Origin of the sequence: Nocardioides aquiterrae, from assembly GCF_039526625.1 — a bacterium.
Lineage (GTDB): Bacteria > Actinomycetota > Actinomycetes > Propionibacteriales > Nocardioidaceae > Nocardioides > Nocardioides aquiterrae.
Genome location: NZ_BAAAJE010000008.1, coordinates 1 through 12,235 on the forward strand (window position 1 = coordinate 1; position 12,235 = coordinate 12,235).

Here is a 12,235-nt window from a genome sequence, read left to right on the forward strand (position 1 = left end):
GCCGCCGCGACCGCGGCGAGTGCCGCCGCCGGCTGCGGCTCGGCCGGGCCCTGGCCCAGCACCCGGCCGTCGGGGGCGCGCTGCGTTCCGGGGACCTCAACCTCGCCCAGGCCGAGGTCGTGGTCCGCGCCGTGGACGCGCTCCCGGCCGAGGTGAACGACCAGACCCGGGCGGCGGCCGAGGAGCGGCTGGTGACCGAGGCCGCCCGGTTCGGGCCCCGGCAGCTGCGGATCCTGGGCCGCCGGGTCCTCGAGGTCGTCGCCCCCCAGGTCGCCGAGGACATCGAGGGACGGCTGCTGGCCCAGGAGGAGGCCCACGCCGCGGACAACGTGTTCGTCCGGGTCCGGCGCCGCGGCGACGGCACCACCGACCTGCACATCCGCACCGACCACGCCACCGCCGACCGGTTCCTGACCTACCTGCACGCCTACACCTCACCCCGCCGCGCAGACGACCAGCCAGACAGTGCCGGGCCGGTCGAGGACCGCCGCCCCTACGACCAGCGCCTCGGCGCCGCGTTCGCCGCGTTCCTCGAAGCCATCGACCCCCAGCGGCTGCCCCTGCACGGCGGCGACGCCACCACCGTGATCATCACCGTCGGCCTCGACCAGCTCCGCAACCAGCTCGGCGTCGCCCACCTCGCCGACGAGCCCATCACCGCCGCCCACGCCCGACGGCTGGCCTGCACCGCCTCGATCCTGCCCGCGGTCCTCGACGGGAAGAGCACCGTCCTCGACCTCGGCCGCACCCGGCGGCTGTTCTCACCCGCCCAACGCAAAGCCCTCGCGATCCGCTACCCGGTCTGTGCCGCCGACGGCTGCGACATCCCCGCCCCCTGGTGCGAAGCCCACCACGCCGGCCACCCCTGGGCCACAGGCGGCCACACCGACCTCGCCGACGGCGTCCTGCTCTGCTCCTTCCACCACCACCGCGCCCACGACACCCGCCACCGCACCGACCGGATGCCCGACGGCAGCGTCCGCTTCACCAGGCGGACGTGAGGGCTATCCGTCCTCACCCAGGAGGGAGCCCGAGAGCGGGTGCGACGGTGACGTCGGCGCCCGACCCGATGCCCTCGGTGTCCGGCGTGAGCGCCGCGACGACGTCCTCCTCGTCCTCGTAGCAGCGTCGGACCGCCGAGCTCAGCAGCCGGAGCTGGCGGTCCAGCGGCCCCTGCCGGTCGGGCGGTGCGACGGACTTGAGGTCGGCCAGGGCCGCGCACAGCTTCCGGGTCACCTGCGGCTCCGATGCCCCGGCCAGGCGGATCTCGTCGAAGGCCAGCCGGACGTAGCCGTCCCAGCTGACGGTCCGCTCGACCAGGCGCACCACGCCGTCCCCGTCGCGGTGCTCACCGCTCAGCAGGGGGCGAGGGGCGATCTGACGGAGCAGGTCGTGCAGCCGGTGCAGCGCCTGGACCGTCGTCGTGGGGTCGTTGAACGGCTGGGCGATCGACCGCACGGCGACGTCGACCAGCTTGCGGAAGCCATAGGCCAGGTCCTCGGTGTGCACGCGCTCCGAGGCGAGCAGGACATGACGGGTGAGATCGCTGGCCCGGATCCGGCCGGCAGGGTTCCCGGCCGTGCTCGCCGTGGACCGGGTCGTCGGATGCACCCGGAACAGGGGCGCGCCGCCGACCACGAAGTCCCCGACAACGGGCACCAGCTCCAGGACGCAGTCCGCCTCTCGGGCCACGGCGACGAGGGCCGGGCGGTCGACGCGGATCACGTTGCCGGGCTCCTCGGCGACGATCGCGTCGGGGCCGCCGGTGAGGACGGGCTGGTCTCCGTGCTCGCGGACGATGAACTCGTGGCTGCGGTCGCCGACCAGGTCGATCAGCCCAGCGGCGCGCAGGCCCTGGCCGGCGTGGTGCACGAACAGGACGAGCACGACGAGACTGGCGAGCATCAGGGAGTAGCACAGGAGCATCGCCAGTCCGGGCACCGTGCCGGAGGTGGAGCCGCGGATCTCGCGGAGGGTCAGCACGACGACCAGGAAGCTCGCGCCGAACAACCCGACCGCGAGCTGGCTCCACCGGTCGGCGAGCAGCGCCCCCACGATGCGGGGCGAGAACTGGCCCATCGCGAGCTGGACCGCGACCAGGGTGACCGTCAGGACGAGGGACGTCAGCGACACCAGCGCGGTGGCGAACGAGGACAGGATCGTCTGGGCGTCGGCCGGCGTCCCGGTCACGCTCTGCGGGACGAGCCCGTAGCCCGTCGCCCGGTCCACGGCGAGCGTGGCGACGGCGAGGAGGACACCCACGATCAGGCAGCCGACCGGCAGCAGCCACATGCTCGAGCGGACGAAGCGCTGGAGCCGGAGGATGCTCATCCGCCGAGGGCCCCCGGCCCCCCCGCCGACGGTCGACTCATGCTGGCTCATGTTCTCCCCTCCGTGCGCACGGATGCGGACGCGCGACCCGGCGACCTGGCGAGCGCCAGGTCCTCCCATCAGACCGGCGCCGACCGTGTGGCGCCATCGGCAGAACGCCCTACTCGGCCTCGGCGGCGCCAGAAGCCCGGCGCGGCGCAGGAAGCCGAGACGGCGTTGTGGATACCGACGAGCCCGGTTGGGGCGCCTCGGGAGACGCCCCAACCAGACACTCGGCCGCGACCGCGGGGTGAAGGCTAGTACCAGTCATCGCTGTCGTCCGACCTGGCGAGGCGCCGCCGCCATTCGGCCGCTCGGCGTCGCCCTTCTTCGGCGGACAGGACGCCGATCGGGTCTTCCTCCAGCGCGGCCCAGGGGCCGAGGGCCCGAAGGAGAACCTCGTGCTCGAACCGAGCCTCGGCTACCGCCTCGGCGAGCGCCGGATAGGGGGCATCGACGTCCTGCTCGGCTGCCCACTGCTCAAGAGCCCTGACATGGCGTGCCTTCGCGGCATGAGTCACGGCGGCATCGAGCCGTTTCAGCACTGCCTGCGACCTGATGGACAGCGCGCGTCGCGGCCGCTCCATGGCATCGTCGTCGTTCACTAGAACCCACTCTCCTGTTGTGATCCGGACATGGCTGTCCCACGTCCGGTCTCTAGAGGGCGAGTTCCACGACGGTTGGCCGCGGTCGCGCCGGAAACTGTAGCGCACCATGCACGCGGGCCCGGGATCTCACAGTGTCGACCCTGCCCGCAGACGCAGATCCGCGATCGCTGACTCGGTTCACACGCTCGAACGCCCCCGGCGGCAGCGCTGTGCGCTGCCGCCGGGGGCGTCTCTTGCGAGTGGAGCTGCGGGGAATCGAACCCCGGTCCTCGAGCGTCGAACCAGGTCTTCTCCGGGTGCAGTCCGTGATGTCGCTTTTCTCGGCCTCGGGGCTCGCACGGACACGTCCCCGACAGGCTCAGTCACGGAATAGTCCCGCTCACCCTCCGTGACGCGGAGTGAGCAGCAAGTCTCCTAGATGACGCCAGGGTCCGGGTCGGAGACGGATACCCGGTCTGACGCTTCGATCACCGCTCAGGCGGCGAGAGCGAAGGAACTGCGCTTAGCGTTGGCAGTTATTGGTTCCCAGCGATCGTTTACGAGATGACGCTGGCTCCTCGACCCGCTTCCCCTGGAACTAACGTCCCAAGTCGAAACCGATCAGCCCCTCTTGAGTTGTGCGTTCAGTCTACGGGTCCAACACCGGGCGGGCATCAGGGATTCCCGCACCACGCCCGCAGGGCGGGTACGCCGGGGCCCTCGAGCCGGTCGGCCAGGGCGCCGCGGCCGGCCAGCGCCAGGGCGAGCGCCGCCGCTGGCCCGGCGACGGCGGGGCCGGACCCGTGCGACCAGCCCAGGTCGGTCGCGGTGACCGCGAGGTCGGGCCGGCCCCGCGGGACGAAGCCCCGCCGCGCCGCCCGCGAGACCAGGAACTCCAGGACGTCGCGCCAGGGCTCGAGCGGGACCCCGGCGTCCAGGCCGAGCGGCACGACCATGTCCTGGGTGTGGATCCGCAGCTCGCTGAACGGGGCGTGCCAGTCCATCGTCGGCGGCGTGAACCGGTCCTCGGCGTACTGGCGGAGCCACCCGGTGACCTGCTCCGGCCCGACGTCCGAGCGCCACCGCACGACCAGCTCGTTGGCCCGGTCGAAGCGCCCCCGGGCCGCGACGATCGCCTTGAGGAACGTCCGGCCCGGGACGGCCGGGCCGGCGCTCAGGTGCACGGCGACCTCCTTCACCGACCACGCCCCGCACAGGCTCGGCGTCGCCCACTGCTCGGGCCTCAGCGTGTCGAGCAGGTCCGCGAGGGAGCGACGCTCGGCCGCGATCTGGCTCCAGGGGTCCACGCGCCCAGTATCGCCACTACCCCGCGGGTCAGCGGGACCGAAGGTCAGCCCCGGGCCGGGCCGAACAGCCGCAGCCCGTTCTCCCAGCACACCGCGCGCAGCCAGTCGTCCCCGAGGTCGAGCCGGGCCAGGCCCTCGAGCTGGTGGGCGTAGGGGTACGGGATGGTCGGGAAGTCGCTGCCCAGCAGCACCTTCCCGCTCCCCTGCTGACCCAGGTCGCGCAGCCGCGGCACCAGCTCACCCGGGTACGGCGGGAAGAAGTCGGTGAACACCATGGTCGTGTCCAGGTGCACGCGCTCGAAGCGCTCGGCGAGGTCGAGGAACTCCGCACACTCGGGCGCGCCCATGTGCGCGATCAGCAGCGTCAGGCGAGGAAAGCGCCGCAGCAGCCGCTCCGTCGAGCCCGGGCCGGTGAAGTCGTTGCCGACCGGACCCGACCCGGCGTGCACGACGACCGGCGTCCCGGCGTCCTCGAGCAGCCCCCACACCCCGTCGAGCAGCGGGTCGTCGAGGTGGAACTCGCCCACCTGCAGGTGCACCTTGAACACCTCGACACCGGCGGCGACCAGCTCCCCGACGTACGCCGCCGCCGACTCCTCGGGGAAGAACGTCCCCGACCACAGCGACTCCGGCACGTCGCGCGCGAAGCCCGCCGCCCAGTCGTTGAGGTACACAGCGATGCCCGGCTTGTGCGCGTACGGCAGGGTCGGGAAGCGGCGGACCCCCATCGCGCGGAGGATCTCCACCCGCTCCGCGTGGTCCTGCCGGTAGCGGATCGGCCACGCGCGCCCGATCTTCGGGCCGGCCGCGTCGAACTGGGCGTAGACCGCGCGTTGGATGTTCGGCGGCAGGAAGTGCACGTGCGTGTCGAACAGCCCGGGCAGGCCGAGTCCTTCCCAGAACCCCCGGACAGCGGCGACGTCGGGGTGCGCGTCAGTCACGCATGCCCTTCAGGCGCCGGCCGACCGCGACCTCGGTCTCCCGCTTGGCGGTGCGCTCGGCGATCGCGTGCCGCTTGTCCCACGACTTCTTGCCCTTGGCGAGCGCGATCTCGACCTTCGCCCGGCCGTCCTTGAAGTACAGCTGCAGCGGGACGACGGTCAGGCCCTTCTCGTTGACCCGCTTCTCGATCTTGTCGATCTCCTCGCGGTTGAGCAGCAGCTTGCGCTTGCGCCGGGCGGAGTGGTTGGTCCAGGTGCCCTGGGAGTACTCGGGGATGTGCACGCCGTGCAGCCAGGCCTCGTGGTTGTCGATGTCCACGAACCCGTCGACGAGCGACGCGCGGCCCAGGCGCAGCGACTTCACCTCGGTGCCCTGGAGGACCAGGCCGGCCTCGTAGGTGTCCTCGATGTGGTAGTCGTGCCGCGCCTTCTTGTTCTGCGCGACGAGCTTGCGCCCCTGTTCCTTGGCCATCCCACCATCCTCTCAGGGGAGGAGAAACCATTTCAGGAGGTACGTCGGGTCACCGGGTCTCGACACGCCGGTCGCGGCCTCCTTCCTCGGCCGCGCGGCTCGCTCGACCACCATCAGCGGGTCCGCTGGCGCGTCCCCGCTAGGGCAGCCAGTTCATGGGGTCGACGGCGGTGCCGTTCACCAGGATCGAGAAGTGCAGGTGGCAGCCGGTGGACCAGCCGGTCGAGCCGACGTACCCGACGACGTCGCCCTGGTCGACGTGCTGGCCGACGCCGACGCGGTACGACGTGGCGTGGTTGTAGACGGCGGTGACGTTCTTGCCGTTGATCTGGCCGAGGTTGAGGTACAGGCGGTTGCCGTAGACGTCGGACCAGTAGCGGGCGATCACGGTGCCGCCGGCGATCGCGCGCATCGGCTCGCCGCAGGAGACGCCGAAGTCGGTGCCGTCGTGCAGGCCCCAGTAGTGGTAGATCGGGTGGATCCGGTAGCCGAACGGCGAGGTCACGTAGCCCGGCACCGGCCGGATGAACAGCCCGTTCGTCGGGCCGTTGTAGCCGCCCCGCGCCCGCCGGGCCGCCGCGAGGATCAGCTGCTTGACATGGTTCTCGCGGCGCTTGGCCTCCTGCAGGTCCTTCAGGTCGGCCTGGCGGGCGGCGATCGCGTCGGCGCGCCGGTCGCGCCGGGTCTCGACCAGCACGGCCACCTTGTCGCGGGCGTCGGCGGCGTCCTGGTGCAGCCGCTCCATCGTGACCAGGTGGTCGGCGGCGGCCTGGCGCTGCACCTCGACCTCGTCGCGGGCCTCCTGCACCTGGTTCTCGCGGACCTGGAGGAGCACCTCGGCGGCGTGCAGGTCGTCGTACGCGCGGGCCTCGCGGCCGACGATCGCGTCGTTCAGCGCCTCCTGCCGGGTGAGGTCGCTCGTGGACTGCGACTTCAGCAGGCTCATGAAGGCCAGCAGCTGGGGGTCGCCCTGCTCGTAGATGTCGGTGACCGTGTCGGTGAGCTTGAACCGCTGGTCGGCGAGCGCGGTCTGGCCGGCCGCGAGGTCCGACTGCGCGCGGGCCAGCCTCTCCTCGGCGGCCTCGAGCTGCTGCTGCATCTCGCGGTCGCGGATCTCGGCGGCCTGCAACCGGGCGCTGGCCGCCTGCAGCTCGCCGCGGGCCACCGACAGCTCGCGGACCGCCGTGTCGACGGCGGCCTGGGCGGCGCGCAGCCGGCTGCTCGACTCGTCGAGGTCGTGCTGGGCGTGCTTGACCTGGGCCTGGGCCTGCTGCTGCTGGTGCTTGAGGTCGTGGGGTTTCCTGGGACCCGCGTTCGCGAGGGGGACGGCGAGCCCACCCACCGCCAGCGAGCAGGCCACGGTGGCTGCCGCCAGGCGAGGGCGTGCGGCACGGGGGAAGAGACGCACCGGTCTGCCTTCGTGTTCGGGGAAGAGAACGCGTCGACGGTAACGCGCGCGGATCAGACTTTGAGGTATTTGCGCGTCAACACGAGTGTCGGAAGCAGGGTCAGGACCGGGCCGAGGATCGCCACGACCACCGCCGCGACCCAGAACTCGTCCAGGCCGATCCACGGGATGAACCCGACCAGGTCCTCCAGGCGGCCGTGCACGCCGAACCACATGAACGCCCCGAGCGCCCCCACCGCGATCGCCACCGAGATGGCCGCGGTCACCAGCGCCTCCATGAGGAACGGCAGGGTGATGTAGAGCGAGGAGGCGCCGACCAGGCGCATGATGCCGATCTCGCGGCGCCGCGCGAACGCCGCCAGCCGGATCGTGTTGGCCACCAGCAGCAGCGCCGCGAGGACCAGGAACGCCGCGATCAGCAGCGCCCCCTTCTGCATCACGTCGAGGCCCTGCAGGACCGGGCCGACCACCTGCCGCTGGTCGCGGACGGTGCTGACGCCGTCCAGCCCGACGATCGCGCTCTCGATGCCCTGGTACTGGTCGGGATCCTTGAGCGTGATCCAGATGGACTCCGGCATGTCGTCGGCGGTCGCGGCGGGGTTCGCCCCCTCGAACTTGTCGGCACCGAGGAGCTCCTTGATCTTCGCGAAGGCCTCCTCCTTGGTCTCGAACCGGTAGTCGGCGACCTCGGGGTTCTCCTCGACGACCTTGGCGATCCGCTCCTTCTGCGCGTCGGTGACCTCACTGGTGCACGCCGGGTTGTCGTCGCGGGCCTTGCAGAGGAACGCCGTGATCTGGAGCTCGGAGCCCCACTGCTGGGCGGCCCGGTCGGCCTGGGTGTTGAGGAGGACGCCGAGGCCGACGAGGGTCAGCGACACGAACAGCGTCAGGATCACCGCGAGGTGCATCGACAGGTTGCGGCGCAGGCCCTGGCCGAGCTCGGAGAAGACGTAGCGAAGCTGCATGAAGGTGGAGGTCCTCTTCGTCGTTCGGTCGTGCTCGGGTCAGTGCTGGAAGCCGTAGATGCCCTGGGCCTGGTCGCGCACGACCCGGCCGTCGTCGAGCTCGATGACGCGCTTGCGCATCTGGTCGACGATCCCGGCGTCGTGGGTGGCCATCAGGACCGTGGTGCCGGTCCGGTTGATCCGGTCCAGCAGCTTCATGATCCCGACCGACGTGGTCGGGTCGAGGTTGCCGGTCGGCTCGTCCGCGATCAGGATCATCGGGCGGTTCACGAACGCGCGGGCGATCGCCACCCGCTGCTGCTCACCGCCGGACAGCTCGTCGGGCATCCGGTCGCCCTTGCCCTCGAGGCCGACCAGCTCGAGCGTCTCGGGGACGAGGGTGCTGATCTCCGACCGCGAGCGGCCGATGACCTGCAGCGCGAACGCGACGTTCTCGCTCACGGTCTTGTTCGGCAGCAGCCGGAAGTCCTGGAACACGGTGCCGATCTGGCGGCGCAGCCGCGGGACCTTCCAGCTGGCCAGCCGGTTGATCTCCTTGCCGGCCACGTAGACGCGCCCCGAGGTGGCGCGGTACTCGCGCAGCACCAGCCGGAGGAAGGTCGACTTCCCGGACCCCGACGAACCGACGAGGAAGACGAACTCACCCTTCTCCACGTCGACCGACACCTGGTCCAGGGCGTTGTGCCCCTGACCCGGGTAGGTCTTGGTCACCTTCTCGAAGCGGATCACGGAAGTCGAGCGTAGACGAGCCGCCTGAGAGTTCCGTGATGCCGCCGTCTAGGTTGGGACGCATGTCACGGATCGGTGTCGCGGTGGCCGCCCTGGCGCTCGCGGCCACGGCCTGCTCGGGCGGTTCCGAGCCCGGTCCCGCGCCCACGTCGGCGGCGCCGACGCCGCTGGCGGAGTTCGCCACGGACACGCTCACCGTCGCCCGGTCGGACTTCTGCTCCCGGGTCGCGCCCGCCGCGGTCGAGGACGCCCTCGGCGGCGAGTCCGGCTCCGCCGACACCTGGGCGAACGGCGAGCGCGCGCGGCTCGCGGACGGTGGGACCGACGTGGCGCACGAGTACGGCTGCCGCTGGTCGGCCGCGGACGGCACGACGGCCGAGGGCTGGGTGTTCGCTCCCCCGGTCACGCCGGGACAGGCCGGCCGGTACCGGCGTGCGGCCGCGACGGCGGACGGCTGCCGGGCGGTGCCCGACGCGCCCCGGTTCGGCAGCCGGTCGGTCGCGGTCCGCTGCGCCGACGGCACGACGGCGTTCCACGGGCTGTTCGGGGACGCCTGGCTGTCCTGCTCAGTGACCCTCGCCGGTGACTCCGGCGGGCCCGCCGCCGGCGACGCCGTCGAGCGCACCGGCCGGTGGTGCGTCAGCGTCGCCCAGGCCGCCGCGGGCTGAGCCGTCGGGGAACGTGCCGAGCTGCGCGAGGACGTAGCCGTTCGGGTAGCTGCGGATCCAGGAGATGTCCTCGATCCGCTTGGGGTCGCGCCGCGCCGGGAAGGCCCGCAGCACCAGGCCGCGGGCCCGGAGCCCGGCGCGGCTGGCCCGCTGCACGATCGCCGGCGGGGCGTCGTACCGGAACGCCTCGCGCAGCGGCGCGTCCATGAGCGCCTTGGCGAAGATCCCGGCCGGCCGGCGCAGCGGCCTGGCGTAGAAGGTGCGCATCAGCGCCAGCGTGCTGTCGGCGACCCGGCGCGCACCCTCGTCGTACGCGAAGTGCTCGGCCTCGTAGGAGTCCATCAGCCGCTCGAAGCCCGCGTAGGTCTCCGGGACGTCCTTGATGTTCATGTGCCGCCCGAGCGTGCGGTAGTACTGCACGCTCGCCTCGACCTCGTGCGGGGTCAACGGCCGCTTGCCGTAGTCGTCGAGCCAGCGCTTCGGGACGACCACGAAGGTGCTCAGCACGTAGGCGAACTGGTCGTTCGGGATGTCGTAGGCGCGGTGCATCGCGTTGATCCGGCGGATCGCGGTCCTCGACTCCGGGTGCTCGAAGCCGAGGCGGGTCGGCGGCTCGAGCAGCAGCGCGGTGTCGTCGTACCGCTTCTGGACGTTCCCGGTGAACTCCCCGGTGCGGTCGAGCAGGTTGCCGATGCCAGGCACGGCGTAGGTGCGGAACAGCGCGAAGCTCAACGCCTGGTTCATGTCCCACGGGAACTCGTGCATCACGACGTTCCGGTAGATCTCGACGAAGTCCGTCGCCGGGTCGAGCCGGTCGTTGCGCCGCTTCCAGTGGTCGCGCCTCATGGAGGCAACCTAGAACAGGTTGCCGATGATCGTCAGTTGGCCGCGGCCTTCTCCGCGCCGCGGCGCCACCGGATGCCGGCCTCGATGAAGTCGTCGATCTCGCCGTCCAGGACGCTCTGCGGGTTGCCGACCTCGAAGCCGGTGCGCAGGTCCTTGACCATCTGGTACGGGTTCAGCACGTAGTTGCGCATCTGGTCGCCCCACTCGCCCCGCACGTCGCCCGCGAGGTCCTTCCGGAGCGCGGCCTCCTCGGCCTTCTTCTTCGCGAGCAGCTTGGCCTTGAGGACCACCATCGCCGAGGCCTTGTTCTGCAGCTGCGACTTCTCGTTCTGGCAGCTGACCACGATGCCGGTCGGGAGGTGCGTCAGCCGGACCGCGGAGTCGGTGGTGTTGACGGACTGGCCGCCGGGCCCGCCGGAACGGAAGACGTCGGTGCGGATGTCGTTCTCGTCGATCTCGATCTCGTCGGTCTGCTCGAGCACCGGCACCACCTCGACGGCGGCGAACGACGTCTGGCGGCGGCCCTGGTTGTCGAAGGGGCTGATCCGGACCAGCCGGTGCGTGCCCGCCTCCACGGAGAGCGTGCCGTAGGCGTACGGCGCGTGGATCGCGAACTCGGCCGACTTGATGCCGGCCTCCTCGGCGTAGGAGACGTCGTAGACCTCGACGGGGTACTTGTGCTGCTCGGCCCAGCGCGTGTACATCCGCATCAGCATCTCGGCGAAGTCCGCGGCGTCGACGCCGCCGGCACCGGAGCGGATCGTGATGATGGCCTCGCGGGCGTCGTACTCGCCGGAGAGCAGCGTGCGGACCTCGAGCGCCTCGACCGACTTCTTCAGCCGGCCCAGCTCGGCCTCGGCGTCGGCGAGCGCGTCCGCGTCGCCCTCCTCCTGCGCCATCTCGACCATGATCGCCAGGTCGTCGACGCGGCCGTTGAGGTCGCTGAAGCGGTCCAGCTCGCCCTGCAGCGCCGACAGCCGCCCGGTCACGCGGGCGGCGTTCTCCTGGTCGTCCCAGAGGTCGGGCGCGGCGACCTGCTCGCCGAGGTCGGCGATCTCCGTGCGCATCGCGTCGACGTCGAGCACCTGCTCGATGGTGCGCATGGTCGCCTGGAGCTGCTTGATCTCTGCGTCGAAGTCCGGTCCTGCCACAAGGAGCAAGAGTACGGGCGCGACGGCAGCGGGGCCTACTCGGCAGCGGCGGACGCCGGCAGCATCAGCTCGGCCCAGACCCGCTTCCCGCCGGTCTCGGCGGCCTCCATGCCCCACGAGGCAGCCAGCGCGTCGACCAGGTGCAGCCCGCGGCCGTGCTCCTCGGTGTCGGTGAGCGGCTGCGGCTCCGGCGTGCCGGCGCCCGCGTCGTCGACCTCGATCCGCAGCACCATCGCCGTCGCGGAGATCCGGAGCCGGTACGACGACCGCGCGTGCGTGAGCGCGTTCGCGGCGAGCTCGCTGACCACCAGCAGCGCGTCGTCCAGCGGTCCGCCGATCTCCCACGCCGCGAGCTGCTCCTTCACGAACCGGCGCGCGTCCGCGACGCTGCTGAGGTCGTCGGGCAGGTCGATGACGGCCTGCGCGACCTCGGGGCGCCCGACCGACTCCAGCAGGTCGACGAGGTACCCGAGGTCGGAGTCCTTGAGCACGTAGCCCGCGGAGTTCTCCCGGATCCACGCCCGGTCGGCGGTCTCCAGGCCGGAGAACACCACGACCTTGGACGCCGGCGCGTGCTCGCGCACCCGGCTGAGGACCTCGCGCCCGGCGATGTCGGGCAGGCCGAGGTCCAGCACGACGACATCGGGACGCAGTTGCTCGGCCAGCCGGACGGCTTCCGCACCGTCCGCGGCCTCGCCCACGACCTCGAACCCGCCCCGGAAACGGAGCGAGGTGCGGACCAGCCGGCGTACCTCGACGACGTCGTCCACCAGGAGGACGCGAATGGGCAC

At 71.7% G+C, this 12,235-nt stretch carries 13 protein-coding genes and 1 other RNA gene; 2 read left to right on the top strand and 12 right to left on the bottom strand.

The window, feature by feature from the left end:
* Positions 1-1,001 (top strand): HNH endonuclease signature motif containing protein (locus ABD086_RS11020; protein ID WP_343907577.1); only part of this gene is annotated, 1,001 nt, incomplete at its 5' end.
* Between the two features lie 13 nt (positions 1,002-1,014).
* On the opposite strand, the gene ABD086_RS11025 is transcribed toward ABD086_RS11020, so the two are convergent.
* The 9 genes from ABD086_RS11025 to ftsE all read right to left on the bottom strand — a co-directional run bounded on the left by ABD086_RS11025 (position 1,015) and on the right by ftsE (position 8,779).
* Entirely contained in the window at positions 1,015-2,331 is a 1,317-nt protein-coding gene (locus tag ABD086_RS11025; RefSeq protein ID WP_343907578.1) for a DUF2254 domain-containing protein, read from the bottom strand.
* A gap of 296 nt (positions 2,332-2,627) precedes the next feature.
* Entirely contained in the window at positions 2,628-2,975 is a 348-nt protein-coding gene (locus ABD086_RS11030; RefSeq protein ID WP_343907579.1) for a hypothetical protein, read from the bottom strand.
* A gap of 240 nt (positions 2,976-3,215) precedes the next feature.
* Positions 3,216-3,586, bottom strand: a transfer-messenger RNA (tmRNA) gene (ssrA, locus tag ABD086_RS11035).
* Positions 3,587-3,631: 45 nt separating this feature from the next.
* Complete coding sequence (locus tag ABD086_RS11040; RefSeq protein WP_343907580.1) at positions 3,632-4,264, bottom strand: maleylpyruvate isomerase family mycothiol-dependent enzyme; 633 nt, start codon at positions 4,262-4,264, stop codon at positions 3,632-3,634.
* Between the two features lie 44 nt (positions 4,265-4,308).
* A complete protein-coding gene (locus tag ABD086_RS11045) occupies positions 4,309-5,205 on the bottom strand; it encodes an amidohydrolase family protein (protein ID WP_343907581.1) in 897 nt (298 codons plus the stop codon).
* Entirely contained in the window at positions 5,198-5,677 is a 480-nt protein-coding gene (gene smpB, locus ABD086_RS11050; RefSeq protein ID WP_343907582.1) for an SsrA-binding protein SmpB, read from the bottom strand. The genes ABD086_RS11045 and smpB overlap by 8 nt, the downstream gene beginning before the upstream one ends.
* A 139-nt stretch (positions 5,678-5,816) precedes the next feature.
* The gene (locus tag ABD086_RS11055) at positions 5,817-7,085 is read right to left on the bottom strand and encodes a peptidoglycan DD-metalloendopeptidase family protein (protein ID WP_343907583.1); all 1,269 of its coding nucleotides are present in this window, start codon (positions 7,083-7,085) and stop codon (positions 5,817-5,819) included.
* A gap of 53 nt (positions 7,086-7,138) precedes the next feature.
* A complete protein-coding gene (gene ftsX, locus ABD086_RS11060) occupies positions 7,139-8,050 on the bottom strand; it encodes a permease-like cell division protein FtsX (protein WP_343907584.1) in 912 nt (303 codons plus the stop codon).
* Positions 8,051-8,089: 39 nt separating this feature from the next.
* A complete protein-coding gene (gene ftsE, locus ABD086_RS11065) occupies positions 8,090-8,779 on the bottom strand; it encodes a cell division ATP-binding protein FtsE (RefSeq protein WP_343907585.1) in 690 nt (229 codons plus the stop codon).
* A 62-nt stretch (positions 8,780-8,841) separates the two neighbouring features.
* On the opposite strand from ftsE, the gene ABD086_RS11070 reads away from it, so the two are divergent.
* On the top strand, positions 8,842-9,447 hold the full coding sequence (locus ABD086_RS11070) for a hypothetical protein (RefSeq protein WP_343907586.1): 606 nt from the start codon (positions 8,842-8,844) through the stop codon (positions 9,445-9,447).
* Here ABD086_RS11070 and ABD086_RS11075 read toward each other — a convergent pair.
* Genes ABD086_RS11075 through ABD086_RS11085 form a run of 3 tightly spaced genes read right to left on the bottom strand, consistent with a single transcriptional unit; the run spans position 9,346 to position 12,235 of the window.
* The gene (locus tag ABD086_RS11075) at positions 9,346-10,293 is read right to left on the bottom strand and encodes an oxygenase MpaB family protein (RefSeq protein ID WP_343907587.1); all 948 of its coding nucleotides are present in this window, start codon (positions 10,291-10,293) and stop codon (positions 9,346-9,348) included. The two genes, ABD086_RS11070 and ABD086_RS11075, sit on opposite strands and share 102 nt — an antisense overlap.
* Before the next feature lie 32 nt (positions 10,294-10,325).
* Positions 10,326-11,444 (bottom strand): peptide chain release factor 2, encoded by a 1,119-nt coding sequence (gene prfB / locus ABD086_RS11080; RefSeq protein ID WP_343907588.1) that lies wholly within the window; start codon positions 11,442-11,444, stop codon positions 10,326-10,328.
* Positions 11,445-11,479: 35 nt separating this feature from the next.
* A complete protein-coding gene (locus ABD086_RS11085) occupies positions 11,480-12,235 on the bottom strand; it encodes a response regulator (RefSeq protein ID WP_343907589.1) in 756 nt (251 codons plus the stop codon).

Bases quoted from the DNA above. Each gene is read 5' to 3' on its own strand.
- ABD086_RS11025 (WP_343907578.1), bottom strand. From the start codon at position 2,331: ATGAGCATCCTCCGGCTCCAGCGCTTCGTCCGCTCGAGCATGTGGCTG.
- smpB (WP_343907582.1), bottom strand. From the start codon at position 5,677: ATGGCCAAGGAACAGGGGCGCAAGCTCGTCGCGCAGAACAAGAAGGCG.
- ftsX (WP_343907584.1), bottom strand. From the start codon at position 8,050: ATGCAGCTTCGCTACGTCTTCTCCGAGCTCGGCCAGGGCCTGCGCCGC.
- ABD086_RS11070 (WP_343907586.1), top strand. From the start codon at position 8,842: ATGTCACGGATCGGTGTCGCGGTGGCCGCCCTGGCGCTCGCGGCCACG.
- ABD086_RS11075 (WP_343907587.1), bottom strand. From the start codon at position 10,293: ATGAGGCGCGACCACTGGAAGCGGCGCAACGACCGGCTCGACCCGGCG.